The following is an 18599-nucleotide window of genomic DNA, read 5'->3' as shown; positions in this document are numbered from 1 at the left end:
TCCTAAAATCAAAAACTTCACAGCTTACTCTTTGGGAATCTCTGCCGTATTTTCCCTCACTTTAGATAATGAGGGCTGTGAGTTAGATAAGTTTTTCTTGGCAGAGTTTACATTCTTATGTGTCGTTGGCTTTGGAGATTCTGTAGAATCTAACTTTTGTTGTGCTTTTGCATTTTCCTTTGAGGCGGTTTTTTTTGTTGCAGATGCTCTATTTGCATTTGTGTTTCTTGTAGTAGCTGGTTTCTTTTGAGATTCTACTTTTTGAGCAGATTTTTTGGGCTTGCTTGTGAGAAGGCTTGTGGAAATCTCTGTATTTACCTCCATAGAATCCAATGCCTGTGCCGCTTTTGATTTTCTTCCACGTTTTGGCTTATGGGCTATATCCTGCCCTACTGCCTCATACAAATGTGTAAAACCATCTTCTTTTAAATATTGAAGTAGCCCCTCATTGATTTGTTGACACAATCTTGGACCTTCAAAAATTAATCCACTTAATACTTGCACAAGTGATGCACCAAGCTTGATACGCTCATAAGCTTCAAGTGCGCTATCAACGCCTCCCACAGAAATAAGGGCAGTTTTGCCAAAAAATGCTTCACTTAAGATTCTAAGCACTTCTTTTGACTTCTTTTTTAATGCCTCACCACTAATGCCTCCTGTCTCCCTTGCATTTGTAAGCACAGCATAATCAATAGTGGTATTTGTTGCAATCACACCATTTGCACCATATTTGATACTCATTTCAACTATTTTGAGCATTTCATCTTTATCCATATCGGGAGATATTTTTATAAAAAGCGGTTTTTGAGTATATGAGCGTGCCATAGTAAAAAGCTCTTGCACAAAATGCACATTCTGCAAATCACGTAAATTCGGTGTATTTGGAGAGGAGAGATTAAAAACAAAATAATCTCCCACAGACAAACAATCAAGTAAAACATTTTCATAATTTTTAAGCGAATCACTTTGTGCAATAATTTTATTTTTACCTACATTAATCCCAAGCGGAATACTATAAGGATAAATATTTTTAAGGCGTTGCACTATTTCAAGCGAACCTTGATTGTTAAACCCCATTTCATTTTGCAAACTTCTTTCCTCTACATAACGAAAAAGGCGAGGTTTTGGATTTCCCTCTTGGGGAGATTGGGTAATTGTACCAATCTCTAAAAAGCCAAATCCCAATGCCGAAAGTCCTCGCACCATCGTTGCATTTTTATCAAATCCTGCAGCCAAACCTACTGGATTGTAGAATCTCAGACCAGCAACTTCCATATTTAAGTGCTCATCAACAACACAATATTTTCCAGCTACATAATCTTGCACTAAAGGCAAAGGCACTATATGCTTAAGTGCCAATTCTGCCATACAATGAGCCTTTTCAGCATCAAGCTTAAAAAGATAAGGGGAAAGCATTTTATACAATGACATAAGACACCTCAATGAAGTTATGAGTTAAAGAAATAAACTTAAGGTGCTATTGTAGCAAAAAAAATAAACTCACGCATAACAATATTTTAAGCATTAAAATAGATTGAAGAAACTTGCATAGAAAACAATGGTGGAGTGTAGGGGGTTCGAACCCCTGACCTCAACGCTGCCAGCGTTGCGCTCTCCCAACTGAGCTAACACCCCAAAATCTTAAGGCTAGGATTCTGCCTTGTTATTACTTAAAGGCTTCTGATTGAGCTCATAATAATGTTTCAAATACACATCGTGCATATTCTTTTGGAGTTTTTCGTACCATTGCTCATCATCAAAATCTGGTATAAAAGCCTCCATAAGAACCACTCGCGCTTTATCTGACTCTATTGACATAGATGAACTATTATATAGCTTACGCATATTAATAAGAACTGCGGGCTGGATTCTAAGTTTAAGCTTTGATGCGAGAATCTTTGCTCCCGATTTAAAAGGTAAAAATTCTTCCCCTCCATCGCTCCTTGTGCCTTCAGGAAAAATGGCAATAAGACGATTTTGAGCAAGCTGCCTTTTTGCTTCTTTAAGCAAAAAGACGATACTTTTTTTATCTTCCCTATCAATGAGTATCATATCTGGAGCTTTGAGTGCGTGCCCATATAAAGGTATTTCCCCAAGCTGTTTTTTAGCCACCCAACACAAATTTGCAGGGTGAAATCCCTCAAAATAAATAATATCTGTTACGCTCTGATGATTGACAACAAAAAGTTGTGCATCTTTATCATATTCACCTATACGCTCTACATTCAATCTATTAAATCCAAAAAACCAACGACATTGCTTTCTTGCCCATCTACCATTACGCCAACTACGCGTAAGATAGATTTGGGCAATAATGACGGGAAGATAAATGGCGATGGAGAGAGTGGCAAGAAATGCTCTAATTTTTGCTAACATATTCTTTCCTTATCCAACCTACACGATTTTCTATCATTACTTTATAATAATCTCCATATTCGCCAATAATTGCTACTTCTATGGGTGTTTTGACTACTTCCGTAATTGTAGAATTATGCGTAGGAATAATACTAATATTTGCTCCAGCTTGTGCTATACCTGAAACTGCACTAAAAAATATATTATATAGTAATACGAGCACAAGTAAAACAAGAATACTTAGTGTTATTTTGCGTCCTTTTTTAAATACAACCCAAATAATTCCAACAAAAATAATCAATCCACCCACTAAGAGATTCTTAAATATCAAAAACGTATTGCGTGGCTTAATATCTCCGCTCTCATCAATAATATTGCGTGTAAGATTAATCGGCAATGTGATATTTACAAACTGTTTTTGTGTAAGATTAAAATAATCAAATGAAAGACTGCGAATAGATTTATCAAGCACTACATAATAAATGCCATAAGTTACACCATCAACAACCTTACTACTCTCCAAGCCTTGTTTTTGATATTGAGTAAATCTCATCGTATTTAGATTTGCCCCTTTGCTTTCAATCTGGAATATAATAATGTTGTTAGCTTCATCATATTCTTTTACACGATAATCAACTACTTCCATTGCATCAGCAATGACATTTACATAAGAAGCATTATGAGAAAGCTCAATAGCTTGTAATTTTGCTCCATTAGCAATGATTTCCTCTTCATAGCTCTTATCATTTGAAATCGCCTTAATACGCAAAGGTGGGAGTGTAACATCTTTACCCATAATTTTATATATGTATGTATTAACTAATACACCATCTATGCCTTGCTGCCAACTTGCACCTTTATTTCTCAACTCTACATTATTCTTTGCAGAAAGGTCTATAAACTCAGCAGAAGCAAGCTTTGCACCAGAAAGTAAAGTAAGGCTATATTTTACTTCTATATCTTGCCCAACATACAAGCCTGTATCTGCACTTGGAAAACTCACATTTATATAAGCAATCTTGGGTTTAGTCGTATCTGCTAGCGCATTCAAACATAAACCCATCAATAAAATATAACAAATAATTTTCCACATTTTCATTATTCTCACCTCTTATTTCATCTCTGCAATATGCAAAAGATTATCAAGCATTGCTTTGCCATCACAGCTGCCAAGCATATCTTCAATAGCTCTTTCGGGGTGGGGCATTAAGCCAAAAACATTTTTTTTCTCATTACATATTCCAGCAATAGAATCTACCGAACCATTAGGATTGTCCGTATATTCAAGTAAAATTTGCTCATTTGCCCTAAGCTCTAATAACTCTCTCTCATCAATAAAATAATTTCCATCAGCGTGGGCAATAGGCAATCTTATTTCTTGATTTGGAGCGTAGGAGCGTAAAAAAGCATTATTTTTGCTTACGATTCTAAGTGATTGCATCTGTGAAATAAAATGTAAATTAATATTGCGCTTTAAAGCACCGGGCAATAATCCTGCCTCGCATAGAATCTGAAAACCATTACAAATACCAAGCACATAGCCACCTTGTAAAGCAAAATCCTTAATCACTCTCATAATAGGTGAAAACTGCGCAATAGCTCCACAACGTAAATAATCCCCATAGCTAAAGCCTCCTGGAATCACAACAAGATGGCAATCTGTTGGCAAACTCTTATCTTGATGCCACACAATATAAGTAACTCCCCCGAATAAAGAAAAGGCATATTGCGTGTCAAACTCACAATTTGTGCCCGGAAATCTAACAATAGCTACACTCATTTAAGAATCTCAATAGAATAATCTTCAATTACTACATTGGCAAGCAAATTCTCACACATACTTTGTGCTAAATTATATGCTTTATCTGCATTATTCTCTTGTATATCTAAAATAATTTCTTTAGAAAGCTTCACACTTTGCAAACTTTCAAATCCGTGAGCACACAATGCGTGAGCAATAGCCTTTGCTTGAGGGTCAAGCACCCCCTCTTTAAGTGAAACAAGAACTTTTACCTTCATTTTTATCCTCTATACTAAAATCCGCCGTAATACTTCTTCATAGGCAACTTTTACGCTGCCTAGATTCTCCCTAAATCTATCTTTATCAAGTTTTTGATTTGTTTGTTTATCCCATAAACGGCAACTATCAGGACTAATTTCATCAGCAAGTATAATATTTCCAGCGCTATCTTGTCCAAATTCAAGCTTAAAATCAACGAGTCGCAAACCTTTTTCATCAAAAAATGCTTTCAAAATTTCATTTATTTGACGCGCTTGGCTCTTAAGTATCTCTAACTGACTTTGCTCCTTTATAATGCCCAAAATCTTACAATGCTCATCATTAATTAATGGGTCGCCAAGTGCATCATCTTTATAATAAAATTCAACAAGCGTCTGGGAAAGAATACTTCCATCACTTATGCCTAAACGCTTTGTCAGCGAACCTGTAGCAATATTACGCACAACCACTTCAATAGGAATAATAGTTACTTTTTTACACAACATATCACTCATATTAAGACGCTTGATATAATGTGTAGCTATATTATGCCGTGCTAAAAGCTCAAAAAGAACTGAACTAATTTGACAATTTAGCTCACCTTTGCCCGATTCCTTACCTTTTTTTTCTGCGTTAAAAGCCGTTAAATCATCTTTAAACTCTGCAATTACAATATGTTCATCATCCGTGGCAAAAAGCTTTTTACCCTTCCCTTCATATAGCATTTCTCGTTTTTCCATTGATTTAACTCCTTATTACTTGTTTGGATTTAAAGCACCAATCACACCCCACGCTTTAAGCACATCAATAGCACTTTTAAGTTGAATATCTTGATATATCATTGCTTGGGTAATATTTTTTTTATCATCACTCGCTGTTTCTGTCTTTGTATTTTGTTCATTAACCTTCTCAAGCTCGCCTTGAAGATGTCTTTTTAAATCAGATTCCTTAATGCTAAAACTATTCTCATTCTCTGGTGCTACACCGGGATACACGATAATATCAGGTGTTACACCCACTGCTTGAATCGTCCTTCCACTTGGTAAATAATATTTAGCAGTAGTGAGTTTTAAGCCTTCATTTTGGTCAAGTTGCATAAATGTCTGCACACTTCCTTTACCAAATGTTTGTTCCCCAATAAGAACAGCACGTTTATGGTCTTGTAATGCACCTGCGACAATCTCACTTGCACTTGCACTTCCACCATTAACAAGCACAACAATAGGCACAGAAGCATAAGGAGCATTTGTTGCTCTATATTCAACGTTGTCATTTTTATTGCGTCCTTTTTGGGTAACAATCACACCATTTTTGATGAATAATCTACTCAAATCAACTGCTTGGTCAAGTGCTCCACCCGGATTATTGCGTAAATCAAGCACAATACCTTTTACTTTACCCATTTGTTTGAGTGAGCTTAATACATTCCGCGTTACATTTTTATCAAACGATGCTACACGCACATATGCAAAATCAGTATCTTGAATCTTGCGCACCTTTACAAAATCCATCTTGATAATATCTCTTACAATACTAAAATTTAGAGGTTTTGCTTCACCCTTACGCACAATAGTAAGCTCCACCTTTGTGCGAGGTGTGCCACGCATAAGATTTACTGCATCATCAATACTCATATCAATCGTGCTTTTGTCATTTACCTTCACAATAACATCGCCACTTTTTAACCCTGCCTTGTCTCCAGGTGTGCCATCAACAGGTGCAATAATTGTCAAAGCACCATCTTTTAAGCCCACCGTGATACCAATGCCACCAAACTCACCATCAATATTGGCACGCAAATCATCAAATTTCTTTTTGTTAAGATAATTTGAATGCGCATCAAGATTGCTTAATAATCCATCTATTGCCTTATTGACAATCTCATCAAGACTTAATTCATCAACATAAGACTCTTCTACTATCGCCATAATGCGACGAAGCTTTTTGAAAGATTCTAGCTTATTGACTTCCTGCACTTTTGGTTTAGCTTTGTGGGATTCATCAGCTGATAACCCCACAAATAAAGCCGAACTCGCAAGCAAAGAAACAATAATACCTGCTACAACCACGCGCGATTTATTCATCATTGACACTGCCTTTGTGATATAAAATTCTGTAGACATATTTCTTTTAGGTCGCATTTACAAAATGTGCATTCTACCTATAAAAGATATATATTTCTCCAACAAAACAAAAATAAGCAAAATCTGCTCCATTATAGAATATTAAAAAATACACAATGATGTGGATTCGATTAAAAACTTATACTATCTGCCCTATCTGTAAAAAAGCGTTGTCTATTCACACCAAGCCTTTGACACGATTGATTCACAAAATTATCATTAATCATTTCCTTATCCCGCACATCACAGAGAAAATTCTGTATTACATTGCGATTAACAAATACAGGTAAATATCCTATGCCTACTCTACTCATAATGCCCAAAAATACGCCTTTCTCATCATAAAATGCTCTTCCATAAGTAAATTCCTCATAAGCATCTCGCTCTATTTCAAAACCATATATTCGTTTTTTTCTTTTATCAAAATCATAATATGTTGCAATTTTTTCAAGCATCAAACTTTGAGGAGTAAAAACATACATACTATCAAGATAGGGATAATATGCTTTGGTATGCGGTGTAATTGCACGATATGAAGCAAATATATCCACACCAAATCGCTTATAGATTCTATCGTGATAATAACTTTTATCACGTGCTTGACAATAACTATCTACAGGTTGAGAGACCTTTAAAAGAGCAAGTCCTAAATCTAAATCAAGTGCCTTAATACTCAGCTGCGAAACACACATCATATTAGCGCTTATATCATCTTGCATTTTGACATATATTTTTTTAGGCATAATTTTGCCATTATAAATAATTTCTGATGAAGTAAGGTACAAACCATTTTTAAGTAATGTTCCCAATCCACGTTTAAAAGAACCATCTGTAAATGAAGTTTCTACAATTCCTGTGCTATAAATCCATTGAGGAAGCAATGGCAATTTTATATCCTGTGGTCGCATTTTATTAGTATTCTTGGATTTTTGCTGCGAATGTGCAGATTGTGATTTTTTTTTATTATCAATATTTTGAGTTTTATCAAGATTCATAAACAACTTTTGAGGACTTTCATACCCATCCATTACTTCCTCCATAGAATCCTCTGAAGCATTAAGTGCGCTCACATAACCTATACATACAATGCCCCATAGAGCGATAAAAATCACACCCTGTTTTAACACCTAGCTTACCTTTTTATTGAAAAATTATTAAACTAATATCGGTAGAATAGCTAGACTTTTTTATGCCAAATACTTTCTTATTGTTTTGCTTTATTTAATGTATGGGGCAATTACTAATTTAAACCTTAAGGAGTTAATGTATGTTTCGCGAAGAACTTAAAGTATACGAGATTAAAGAAGAAGAGTTGGCAAAGCTTAATTACGCCCTCATAAAGGTTGCTACACCAAATGGGGAATCTATTGGCACAATAAAACTTAAGCTTTTTGGTAATGCTGCCCCACAGAGTGTTACTAATTTTGCTACCTTAGCCCAAAGTGGATTCTATAATGGGCTTACTTTTCATCGCGTTATCCCGAATTTTGTAGCCCAAGGAGGCTGCCCTGTGGGAAATGGTGTAGGAGGACCAGGCTATCGTATTAAATGTGAATTAAGTAACAATAAACATAAACACATTAAGGGAGCGCTCTCTATGGCTCACGCTGGACGAGATACAGGAGGTAGCCAGTTTTTTATCTGTTTTGCACCACAACCTCATCTTGATGGAGAGCATACAATTTTTGGTGGCATTGAGGCACAAGATTCACAAAGTTTCTCTGTGCTAGATAAAATTAAAGAAGGCTCTCTTATAGAATCTATCACTATTTGCGAATCTCTTCAAGATATTACAGACTAAACCAAAAAGAGTAACGATGATAAAGCAGATTTTTCCTCTTGCACTTATTTCAAGTTTGCGTTTTTTTGGACTTTTTATTGTGTTACCCATTATTGGGCTTTACACTGATGAATTTCACACGAGTGCATTTCTTGCTGGAATGGCAGCTGGTGGATATGCACTTACACAAATCATCTTTCAAACACCCTTTGGTGTATGGAGCGATAAATACAATCGCAAACACGTTGTCGGCATTGGCTTAATCATTTTTTTGCTTGGCTCTCTTGTATGTGCATTTTCTAACGATATTACTATGCTTATCATTGGGCGATTTTTACAAGGTGTTGGGGCAATTGGAGGTGTAGTAAGCGCACAAATTGCTGATTTAGTCAAAGAAGAGGAACGCAATAAGGCTATGGCTGTTATGGGAGGAGGTATTTTTATTAGCTTTGTTCTTGCTATGCTTTTAAGCCCTATTATTGCAAGCCATTATGGACTAAACACTCTTTTTTTTATCACAAGTGGGCTTTGTGTGATTTCTCTTATTATCCTTTATTGGAAAGTGCCTGATACACCAAGTGTGAAATACCACTTTCAAGACAATACATTTAATGCCCTGCTCAAAGATAAAAATCTCCTTATTATGAATCTAAGCGCATTTTTGCAAAAGTTTTTAATGATTTTTGCCTTTGTATGCATCAGTCTTGCCCTTACTCACCAGTTTGATATGGCTGAAGAAAAACTATGGTATATTTATGCTCCTGCTGCACTTGTAGGTGTTTTTGCTATGGGACCATCATCAGTTTTTGCACAAAAAAGGGGGCAATTCAAAGCCGTGATGCTTTTTGGTATCTTTGCCTTTGTGTTGTCATATTTTTTAATGGCTTTTTCTATTCCACAAGAAAGCATTGTGCTTTTTGCAATTGGTGTATTTATATTTTTCATAGGATTTGCTATCCACGAGCCTATTATGCAATCCCTAGCAAGTCGTTATCCAAAAGCACATCAAAAAGGTGCAGCACTTGGTATTTTTACAACACTTGGCTATGTGGGTTCTGCTCTTGGTGGTATGTGTGGGGGTTGGCTCTATGAAGAAATAGGACTTTTCAAACTTTCGCTTATTATCGCAGTAGTATGTATAATATGGGCAGTATTGCTCATAGTATTTTTGAGTAATCCACGCAATCACAAAAACATTTATCTTCCTCTTGATAACCAGCAATATTCGCTAGAAGCACTTAGCACACTTGATACACTTGAGGGTGTTATTGAATGGTATATCAATCAAAATGAGCATATTGCTATTATCAAATACGATGATACACTCATAAAAAAAGAGCAAATCTTATCTACATTAAACAAAGGCTAAATTATGGAACTCTATGAGAAAATCATCATTGCCTCTGCAATGGGGCTATACTTATGCTTTTTAATCTATCAAAATAGAGATTACTTCAAAAAACATACTTCAAAAAAAAGTATTATTTTAAAAAATGATAAAAATATAATTGCTAAAAAGGGCACAATGCCTAATAATATAGAATCGGACAAACAAAAAGATAATATTGATGAAGAAAACCCCGATAATGTCATAAGGATAGAAACACTAGATAAAAGTGGGGATTTCATAGAAATCATATTCCCAGAAGAAGATAAAGCTAAAAATAAAAATGACAAATAACCATATCCAAACTAAAAAAGAGAATCTTTCACAAAAACCTACAATAAGCAAAAAGATTCTTGGTATTGTTGGGAAAACAAACGCACAATACCAACTCATTAAGGAGGGGGATAAAGTATTATTGGGCTTAAGCGGAGGCAAAGATTCTATTCTGCTTGCTACATTATTATCTTATATGCAAAAACACGCCCCTTTTAAATTTGATTTTAAAGCTATTACAATTGATTATGGCAGAGGTGGCGAATATGAATATATTTTTGAATATTGCGAGAAATTAGGGATTACTTACGAACTCTACCGCACAGATATTTATAAGATATTAGAAGAAAATAAAAGAGAAGGCACAATTTATTGCAGCTTTTGCTCTCGTATGAGACGCGGTGCTTTATATAGTAAGGCATTAGAGGGAGGATTCAATAAGCTTGCCCTTGCACATCATCTTGATGATGCGGCGGAAAGCTTTTTTATGAATCTTACTTATAATGGAGCGATGCGTTCTATGCCACCGACATATCGTGCGCAAAATGGTTTGGAGGTTATCCGTCCTTTAATCTTTGTGCGTGAGCGACAGATTATTGATTTCATTGCAAGTAATCACATTTATATTGCACCTGATTGTAATTGTCCCATTAATTGGTTAGATTCTGATAAAAAGCCTCATAGTAGAGAATCAACAAAACAATTTCTCAAAAATATAGAATCCCAAAACCCAGATTTTTTCAAATCTCTTAAAAATGCTTTTAGCAATATCCACGCAGGAAGCTTTTGCGATAAACGCTATCTTGACACTTGAAAATAACAAACTTTTTAAAGTATTTACAAACAAAATCATTATAGAATCTAATCTCATTACTTAAGGAGTTGAATCTATGGAAAGCATTAAATCAGTTGCTCTTGCAAGAATCTATGAGATACAAGGGCTCAAAGAAGATGCGCTTAAAATTTATCGTGAAATTCTTTTAGCACACCCTGAAAATAAAGAGGCGCAAACGGCAATCAAACGTTTAATGCTTGTTCAAAAACATTTTCCTCCGACAAATCAAATTCAAAAAGAGCTTTTTGTTAATCCTCAATCTCAAGAGGATTCAATTCAATTTCAAAGGTGGCTACTCCAATGGAACTCAAAGATTTAATACTTGAAACCCTCAATGAATTTTCGACAAATGATACACCACAAGAGCACAATCTCACACAGCTTCAGATTATAAATCCAAGTGAAAGCAAAATTGCACCCATTACACCTTCACAGCTCTCTACAATTCAACGACTTCATCAAAGTAACGAATCTCTACGCGAAGAATGTGAATTTTTAGAGTTACTTCAAGAGCGACTTTTAGTGCTTTTTGAAGGCTTGAATGCCCCACAAAATAAAGACATACAATCTCGCCTAAACATCACAATAAATTTCCTTGAATATCAACTTAGCGTTATACAAGAACGGCTAAATGACCTTAAAAAATAACATTTTTCTAGAATCTACCAAAAAATTTGCATTGCTATTAAATTTTCATTTAATATTCTCCCTTACAATGCTTCTTAGCCTTTTGACCCGAATGAGATAGGGCGAGGTGATGGATTAACCCATATGTAAATGCCATCTCAAAAGGAGGTTATCCCCCTCCAACTTCCTCCTTGTTTCCTCAAGGCATTTACCGATAACCAAACCTTTATTGATACCGCTAAAGTCCCCCACTTTAGCGGCGTCTCCTCCATACTAACTTTAAGTAAGTTACAATATTTCCTTTTTAAAGTATCTTTTTATATATAGAATCTTGCCTAGATAAAAGCTCTTAAGCTATCTAACAAGTTTTTTATTATACAATCCTCATTTTTAATACCTTAATAGACTACATTACATAAAGGTTTGGACTATGTTAGAAGTTTTAATGATTGAAGATGATGTGGAATTAGCAGAAATTATAACAAGTTATCTCGGGCAATATGATATGAATGTTACCAACTATGATGAACCTTATACGGGTATGAGCGCAGTCAATGCCAAACACTTTGATATTCTCCTTCTTGATTTGACTCTACCTAATCTTGATGGCTTAGAAGTATGCAAGCGTGTAGCAAAGCAAAATAGTATCCCTATTATCGTTTCTTCTGCGCGAAGTGATGTTGATGATAAAGTTGAGGCACTCAAATCTGGAGCTGATGATTATATTTCAAAGCCTTATGACCCAAAAGAGCTTGTTGTGAGAATCCAAACTCTACTTAGACGTTGTAATAAAAAAAGCGTTAAAGAGCAAGATAAAGAAAAAGATAGCGTGTTTAGAATTGATAAGTATAGCCGCCAAGTCTTTTTTAAAGAGAAAAAACTTGAACTTACGCGTGCGGAATATGAGATTCTTACATTACTTATTAGTAAAAAGGGGCACGTATTTTCACGCGAAGCCATTGCAATAGAATCTGAATCCATTAACCCTGAAAGCTCCAATAAAAGTATTGATGTCATCATTGGACGCTTACGCTCTAAAATTGAAGAAAATCCAAAAAACCCACAATACATTATCTCTGTGCGTGGTGTGGGCTATAAACTTGAAACATAAAATAGCGAGATTCTATGTTTCAATTTCGGCATTCAATTTTTTTTAAAATTGTCATTTTATTTCTCTGTGCCTTGTTTAGCTTTTTTGCAATTTCTTATTATTTTATTCAAGACCATATTGAAAATGAGAATCTCCTCTCTGAATTTCGTTACAAACAATTTACAGCCACAATTAATGAAATTATGCAATATGGTGGAAATCTCAATATTATCAAGCAATATCTTCAAAGTATGCAATTTGTCCCCGCAGAAGAAGAAAAAATCAAAGAAGTTCTTCAAGAAGTAGGTAAACTTCCAGATAACTTTAGTGGAGTATTCGCAAAGGCAATTAATACACAAAATGGTATTTATATTCTTCTTGAAAGCCATAATGAAACTATCCTTTATAAGGATAATTCACGAAAGCTTTATGAAGATTTTTATGTAATTACTCTCATTGGCATTATATTGCTTACTTTTGTATTTTTTATCGTGCTTAAAAGCCTTATGCCCCTTAAGATTCTTAAAGGTCAAGTCAAACTATTTGCAGAAGGTAATTTCAATACTCAATATGAGCAAAACACCAAAGATGAAATTGGGGAACTTTATCACGAATTTTACAAAGCCTCAAACAAAATTAAATCCCTTAATGAATCCCGCAGTCTCCTTTTGCGCTCAATTATGCACGAACTTAAAACTCCCATTACCAAAGGACGCATTGTTGCAGAAATGGTGCAAGATTCTACACACAAACAACAGCTTTGTTCGGCATTTACACGCCTTAATGAGCTTATAAATGAATTTGCAAAGCTTGAACAAATTACTTCTAAAAACTATCATCTTAACAAACAAGAATTTCTGCTCCAAGATCTCATCAGTCATACAGAAGATATGCTCCTTATTGATGAATCTAGCCCTATCACACTGAGTTCGCCTCACGCCCTTATTAAAGCGGATTTTGATTTATTTGTTATTGCGCTTAAAAACCTCCTTGATAATGCTATTAAATACAGCAATGATGGTAAAGTATCAGTATATACAAAGAATGATAGACTTTACACGAGCTCTAAAGGTGAGCCGCTCCAATATGAGCTTAAAGCCTATTTTAAGCCTTATTTTAAAAATCATAAAAACCCTTCATCACAAGGCTTTGGACTTGGTATGTATATCATTAAAAATACCCTTGATAATCAAGGTTTTAACCTAAGTTATAAACACGAAAATGGTTATAATATTTTTATTATTCATCATTGCGTAGTTGAAAACTATTGTCTTGTTGATAAAAAACCAAAATAGAGGAGAATCTATGTTTAGACGATTAAAACGCACACGATTAAAAGCGCCTATGAGGACATTAGTAAGAGAAACGCGACTTGATAAAGAAGATTTTATCTATCCACTTTTTGTTATTGAAGGTCAAGGAATCAAAAATGAAATTACCTCTATGCCTCAAGTTTATCAATTCAGCATTGATAAACTCCTCAAAGAATGCGAAGAACTACTCAAATTAGGTATTTATCACATTATACTCTTTGGGTTGCCAAACCATAAAGATTCTTGTGGAAGCGAAGCTCTAAGTGATAAAAGTATTATTGCACAAGCAACAAAAGCTATTAAAAAACAATTTCCACAGATGATAGTTACGCTTGATTTATGTTTTTGTGAATATACAGACCACGGACATTGTGGTATTTTAGACCAAAATCTTGGCAGCGTAAATAATGATGCAACACTTGAGATTCTCGGACAACAAGGCGTAGTGCTTGCTACTTGTGGAGCAGATATGATAGCACCAAGCGCAATGATGGATGGTATGGTAGAAACCATCCGCATATATTTAGACAAAAGTGGTTTTAATCATATACCCATTATGAGTTATTCAACAAAATTTGCAAGTGGCTATTATGGACCTTTCCGTGATGCTGCAAATTCTGCACCAAGTTTTGGTGATAGAAATTCTTATCAAGAAGATCCAGCAAATCGCAGAGAAGCAATTTTAGAAAGTCTAACAGATGAGGCAGAGGGAGCGGATATTCTTATGGTAAAACCTGCACTTGCGTATTTAGACATTGTGCGTGATATTCGTGACCGCACACTGCTCCCCTTAGCTGTATATAATGTCAGTGGTGAATACGCTATGCTAAAATGTGCGCAAAAAGCAGGGCTTATTGATTATGAAAGAGTATTGTTTGAGACACTCACAGGATTTAAACGCGCAGGTGCAGATATTATCATCAGCTATCATACTAAAGAAATAGCGCAAATATTGCATAAGTTTCAATAAAGAAATTTGATACTTTAGTATACCAAATCTATTCCCTACTGCTTTGAACAAAACATTGCATATAAAGCTGTGCTTTGGCTATAATACATATTTTAGATTCTAAAATAAAGGATTTTCCATATGGGACGAGCATTTGAATATCGCCGAGCAGCCAAAGAAAAACGATGGGATAAAATGAGCAAAGTTTTCCCCAAACTTGCAAAGGCTATCACAGTTGCAGCAAAAGAAGGTGGAGGAGACCCAGCAATGAATGCCAAACTGCGTACAGCTATTGCTAATGCTAAAGCACAAAATATGCCAAAAGATAATATTGACGCAGCCATTAAGCGTGCTAGTGGTAAAGATGGAATCTTTAGCGAAATTACTTATGAGGGTAAGGCTGCTTATGGTGTGCTTATTTTTATTGAATGCACAACAGATAATCCTACCCGAACTATTGCAAATATTAAAAGCTATTTTAACAAAACCCCCAATGCAAGTATCCTTACAAATGGTTCTATTGAGTTTATGTTTGCGCGCAAAAGTGCATTTGAATTTCGCACAGACAAAAATATAGAAGAATTAGAATTGGCACTTATTGACTATGGACTTGAGGAATTAGAAAGCAGAGAGAGTGAGGAGGGAATCTATCATATTGCCTATGGAGACTATAAAGATTTTGGACGCTTGAGTGAAGGGTTTGAGCATTTGAATATTCCTATTTCTAAGGCTGCCCTACAGAGAATCCCAACTTCACCCATTAGCCTAAGTGAAACACAAATGCAAGATATTGAAAAACTCCTTGATAAAATTGAAGATGATGATGATGTCCAAGCAGTTTATACAAACATTGAATAAGTCAATTAAGGGTAAAAAAGTAACCTGATTTATATATTTGTAAAATATTTTTTTACCAAAAGTATTTTTTTTAGAATCTAGCATTATAATTTGGTTATTTAAAGCTTTACAACAAAAGGGAATTAAAATGAGCCATTCTACATTTGAACACCCATACTTCGGTGTATTTGTATTGTTTGTGCTAACCTGTGTTGCCTTTACTCTTACCCTCCGTCTGCAACGCATTATTTCAAGAAAACTCGCTAAAAAAGATAGAGAAAAACTCAAACTTTCTACTTATGAGTGTGGTCCCACCCCCACTAAACAACAAAATAGAATCTCTACACACTTTTTTATTTTCGCCCTTTTGTTTGTCCTCTTTGATATTGAAGTCATTTTTATGGTGCCTTGGGCAATTGATTTTAAACTTTTTACACATATCGGACTTGGAAATTTTGTATTTTTTGAAATGCTAAGTTTCATCGGCTTTTTGCTTGTAGGGTTCATTTATGCGTGGAAAAAAGGAGCATTTTCATGGCAGAGCATCAAGTAAATTATACTCAAAACAATGGCTTACCAATTGTTTTGAGCAGTGTTGATAAACTTCTTAATTGGAGCAGAAGCAATTCGCTTTGGGGAGTAACTTACGGCTTAGCGTGTTGTGCTATTGAAATGATGGCAACTGGTGGTAGTCGCTTTGACCTTGATAGATTTGGTTCAATTTTTCGTGCTTCACCTCGTCAATCTGATTTAATGATTATATCAGGCACTGTTACTAAAAAACACGCTGAATTTGTTCGCCGTCTTTATGACCAAATGCCAGAACCTAAATGGGTTATTTCTATGGGCAGCTGTGCAAATACGGGTGGAATGTTTAATACCTATGCCACTGTGCAAGGTGTAGATAGAATCATACCCGTGGATATTTATTTACCCGGTTGTGCACCACGCCCAGAGACATTGCAATATGCTATAATGGTGCTTCAACAAAAGATTCGTAGGCAAAAAGCCCTACCTCATCTTAAACCAAAACGACTTATATGACAAAAGGTAAAGTATGATACGGCAGAATCCTCCTAAAACAAACGCTCAAAAAAGTGTTTATTATACTCATCGTTTTGATGTTGCACCCACTTCTCCAAAACTTGCGCTTACAGGCTTTGAATCTGAAATAAATACTATTACTACTCCAATTAGCGAGAGCTATATACAAAATGATTTAGCCACGCTTTGGGTAGAATCTACTTATATTTTTGCACTTATTAAAGAACTTCATTCTTTAGGCTATGAAATTCTTACTGAAATGAGTGCTATTGATAAATTAGAAGAATGTAACGAGTTTGAACTTTTTTATCTCCTTCTTAAGCTTGAGGATACAAGCTCTAAACGTCTTAAGATTAAAACTAAAATTAAAAAAGGACAGCAAATTTCTTCGCTCACACCGCTTTTTAAAAGTGCAAATTGGAGCGAAAGAGAATGCTATGATATGTTTGGCATCATTTTCAATGGACATCCCTACCTCCAAAGACTAATTATGCCAAAAGATTGGGTAGGACACCCATTACTTAAATCATATCCTTTACAAGGCGATGAATATGCTGCTTGGTATGAAGTGGATAAAATTTTTGGTAAATCTTATCGCGACATCATTGGAGCAGAGCAAAGAGATAGTGCAAGAATTGACAAAGATGATGATAAAAATTTCTCTCCCATAAATTTTGAATCTCGCTATCAAGAAGAAACAGCTCCTATACTGATTAAATCTTTTAAAACTACCAAAAAGCTTGAGAAACGCAGATGAAACAAAATTACACAAAACTCAAACCTAATTTTGAAAATATATTTTTTGAGCAAGAAAATGATAAGATGATTCTAAATTTTGGACCACAACACCCTTCAGCGCACGGGCAATTAAGACTTATACTTGAACTAGAAAATGAAAAAATTATTAAGGCTACACCAGATATCGGCTACCTTCATCGTGGTATAGAAAAAATGGCTGAAAATATGATTTATAATGAATTTATGCCAACAACTGATAGGCTTGATTATATTGCTGCAACAAGCAATAATTATGCTTTTGCACTTGGAGTAGAAAAACTTATAGGCGTTGATATTCCTCTACGTGCGCAAGTCATACGGACTATGCTCTTAGAAATCAATCGTATTATTTCTCATATCTTTCTTCTTGGCGTGCAGGGTATGGATGTGGGTGCACTATCTATCTTTTTATATTGTTTTATTGAACGTGAATATGGTTTGGATTTAATGGAAGACTATTGTGGAGCTAGACTTACGCATAATGCTATTCGTATTGGGGGTGTTCCACTTGATTTACCACATAACTTCCTTGAAAGCGTAGAAAAATTTACACATAGTGTGCCTAAAACGCTTGATTTAGTGCGTGGATTACTAGATAAAAATAGAATTTGGCGTATTCGCCTTGAAAATGTTGGATATATTTCACAAGATTTTGCTAAACAATGGAGTTTAAGCGGGATTATGGCAAGAGGAAGTGGTATTAAATGGGATATACGCAAGCACAATCCTTACGAACTCTATTCAGAGCTTGATTTTGAAGTCCCTATTGCCACTGAAGGTGATTGTTATGCACGTTATCAACTCTATATTGAAGAAATTTATGAATCCCTTAAAATCATTAAGCAACTTATTGCTATGTACCCTAGCACACCTAAGGAAATTATGGCAAAAGATGCGCGCTATATCTCTGCTCCCAAAGAAGATATTATGACACAAAACTATTCTCTTATGCAACATTTCGTGCTTGTAACACAAGGTATGCGCCCTCCTGTAGGTGAAGTTTATGTCCCAACAGAATCTCCCAAAGGCGAGCTTGGATTCTTTATTAATTCGCAAGGTGCTCCCTCTCCACATCGTCTTAAAATCCGAACACCAAGCTTTTATCATATAGGCGTGTTGCAGGAACTTTTAATTGGGCATTATTTTGCCGATATTCCTGCAATTTTGGCTTCAACAAATGTCGTTTTTGGTGAAATCGATAGATAAAGGA

22 protein-coding genes and 1 tRNA gene are annotated in these 18599 nt (G+C 35.2%); 14 read left to right on the top strand and 9 right to left on the bottom strand.

The genetic code is table 11. The annotated features are described in order from the left end of the window. Positions 1-24: 24 nt before the first annotated feature. The 9 genes from HH_RS07845 to HH_RS07805 form a co-directional block, all read right to left on the bottom strand. The gene (locus HH_RS07845) at positions 25-1431 is read right to left on the bottom strand and encodes a quinone-dependent dihydroorotate dehydrogenase (protein ID WP_011116464.1); all 1407 of its coding nucleotides are present in this window, start codon (positions 1429-1431) and stop codon (positions 25-27) included. A gap of 128 nt (positions 1432-1559) precedes the next feature. Continuing rightward, positions 1560-1635, bottom strand: a tRNA-Ala gene (locus HH_RS07840). A 12-nt stretch (positions 1636-1647) separates the two neighbouring features. Then, the gene (locus tag HH_RS07835) at positions 1648-2376 is read right to left on the bottom strand and encodes a lysophospholipid acyltransferase family protein (protein ID WP_011116463.1); all 729 of its coding nucleotides are present in this window, start codon (positions 2374-2376) and stop codon (positions 1648-1650) included. Then, the gene (locus HH_RS07830; protein WP_011116462.1) at positions 2360-3454 is read right to left on the bottom strand and encodes a hypothetical protein; all 1095 of its coding nucleotides are present in this window, start codon (positions 3452-3454) and stop codon (positions 2360-2362) included. The genes HH_RS07835 and HH_RS07830 overlap by 17 nt, the downstream gene beginning before the upstream one ends. 12 nt (positions 3455-3466) lie before the next feature. Then, on the bottom strand, positions 3467-4135 hold the full coding sequence (gene purQ / locus HH_RS07825) for a phosphoribosylformylglycinamidine synthase subunit PurQ (protein ID WP_011116461.1): 669 nt from the start codon (positions 4133-4135) through the stop codon (positions 3467-3469). After that, the gene (gene purS, locus HH_RS07820) at positions 4132-4374 is read right to left on the bottom strand and encodes a phosphoribosylformylglycinamidine synthase subunit PurS (RefSeq protein WP_011116460.1); all 243 of its coding nucleotides are present in this window, start codon (positions 4372-4374) and stop codon (positions 4132-4134) included. The genes purQ and purS overlap by 4 nt, the downstream gene beginning before the upstream one ends. A gap of 9 nt (positions 4375-4383) precedes the next feature. Further along, positions 4384-5094, bottom strand: a complete 711-nt coding sequence (gene purC, locus HH_RS07815) for a phosphoribosylaminoimidazolesuccinocarboxamide synthase (RefSeq protein WP_011116459.1) — start codon at positions 5092-5094, stop codon at positions 4384-4386. Between the two features lie 15 nt (positions 5095-5109). Then, entirely contained in the window at positions 5110-6441 is a 1332-nt protein-coding gene (locus HH_RS07810; RefSeq protein ID WP_041309140.1) for a S41 family peptidase, read from the bottom strand. Between the two features lie 167 nt (positions 6442-6608). Then, complete coding sequence (locus HH_RS07805; RefSeq protein WP_226989487.1) at positions 6609-7604, bottom strand: hypothetical protein; 996 nt, start codon at positions 7602-7604, stop codon at positions 6609-6611. A gap of 140 nt (positions 7605-7744) precedes the next feature. Here HH_RS07805 and HH_RS07800 point away from each other — a divergent pair, with 140 nt between their 5' ends. From HH_RS07800 to nuoD, 14 genes are all read left to right on the top strand, one after another. Then, entirely contained in the window at positions 7745-8278 is a 534-nt protein-coding gene (locus HH_RS07800; protein WP_011116455.1) for a peptidylprolyl isomerase, read from the top strand. Positions 8279-8294: 16 nt separating this feature from the next. Then, entirely contained in the window at positions 8295-9626 is a 1332-nt protein-coding gene (locus HH_RS07795) for an MFS transporter (RefSeq protein ID WP_011116454.1), read from the top strand. Between the two features lie 3 nt (positions 9627-9629). Continuing rightward, complete coding sequence (locus tag HH_RS07790) at positions 9630-9938, top strand: hypothetical protein (protein WP_011116453.1); 309 nt, start codon at positions 9630-9632, stop codon at positions 9936-9938. After that, on the top strand, positions 9928-10731 hold the full coding sequence (locus HH_RS07785; RefSeq protein WP_011116452.1) for a tRNA 2-thiocytidine(32) synthetase TtcA: 804 nt from the start codon (positions 9928-9930) through the stop codon (positions 10729-10731). The genes HH_RS07790 and HH_RS07785 overlap by 11 nt, the downstream gene beginning before the upstream one ends. Positions 10732-10807: 76 nt before the next feature. Continuing rightward, entirely contained in the window at positions 10808-11071 is a 264-nt protein-coding gene (locus HH_RS07780) for a tetratricopeptide repeat protein (RefSeq protein WP_011116451.1), read from the top strand. Beyond that, on the top strand, positions 11053-11400 hold the full coding sequence (locus HH_RS07775; protein WP_034364777.1) for a CiaD-like domain-containing protein: 348 nt from the start codon (positions 11053-11055) through the stop codon (positions 11398-11400). The genes HH_RS07780 and HH_RS07775 overlap by 19 nt, the downstream gene beginning before the upstream one ends. Before the next feature lie 409 nt (positions 11401-11809). Next, positions 11810-12490: a response regulator transcription factor gene (locus tag HH_RS07770; RefSeq protein ID WP_041309139.1), complete on the top strand. Its 681-nt coding sequence runs from the start codon at positions 11810-11812 to the stop codon at positions 12488-12490. A gap of 14 nt (positions 12491-12504) precedes the next feature. Further along, on the top strand, positions 12505-13764 hold the full coding sequence (locus HH_RS07765) for an ArsS family sensor histidine kinase (protein ID WP_011116447.1): 1260 nt from the start codon (positions 12505-12507) through the stop codon (positions 13762-13764). Positions 13765-13774: 10 nt separating this feature from the next. Continuing rightward, positions 13775-14752 (top strand): porphobilinogen synthase, encoded by a 978-nt coding sequence (gene hemB / locus HH_RS07760; RefSeq protein WP_011116446.1) that lies wholly within the window; start codon positions 13775-13777, stop codon positions 14750-14752. 120 nt (positions 14753-14872) lie between these two features. After that, positions 14873-15589, top strand: coding sequence for a YebC/PmpR family DNA-binding transcriptional regulator (locus HH_RS07755; protein ID WP_011116444.1), 717 nt, complete (start codon positions 14873-14875; stop codon positions 15587-15589). Between the two features lie 127 nt (positions 15590-15716). Continuing rightward, positions 15717-16121 carry an NAD(P)H-quinone oxidoreductase subunit 3 gene (locus tag HH_RS07750; protein WP_011116443.1) on the top strand — a complete coding sequence of 135 codons (405 nt, stop codon included), beginning with the start codon at positions 15717-15719 and terminating at the stop codon, positions 16119-16121. Continuing rightward, a complete protein-coding gene (locus HH_RS07745) occupies positions 16103-16612 on the top strand; it encodes a NuoB/complex I 20 kDa subunit family protein (RefSeq protein ID WP_011116442.1) in 510 nt (169 codons plus the stop codon). Before HH_RS07750 ends, HH_RS07745 begins: the two co-directional genes overlap by 19 nt. 13 nt (positions 16613-16625) lie before the next feature. Next, positions 16626-17369 carry an NADH-quinone oxidoreductase subunit C gene (locus HH_RS07740; RefSeq protein WP_011116441.1) on the top strand — a complete coding sequence of 248 codons (744 nt, stop codon included), beginning with the start codon at positions 16626-16628 and terminating at the stop codon, positions 17367-17369. Further along, a complete protein-coding gene (gene nuoD, locus HH_RS07735; protein WP_011116440.1) occupies positions 17366-18595 on the top strand; it encodes an NADH dehydrogenase (quinone) subunit D in 1230 nt (409 codons plus the stop codon). The genes HH_RS07740 and nuoD overlap by 4 nt, the downstream gene beginning before the upstream one ends. The last annotated feature ends 4 nt before the right edge of the window (positions 18596-18599 follow it).

Origin of the sequence: Helicobacter hepaticus ATCC 51449, from assembly GCF_000007905.1 — a bacterium.
Taxonomy (GTDB): Bacteria; Campylobacterota; Campylobacteria; order Campylobacterales; family Helicobacteraceae; genus Helicobacter_C; species Helicobacter_C hepaticus.
Note: the sequence above shows the minus strand (reverse complement) of the source record. Positions and strands in the feature narration are given on the sequence as shown.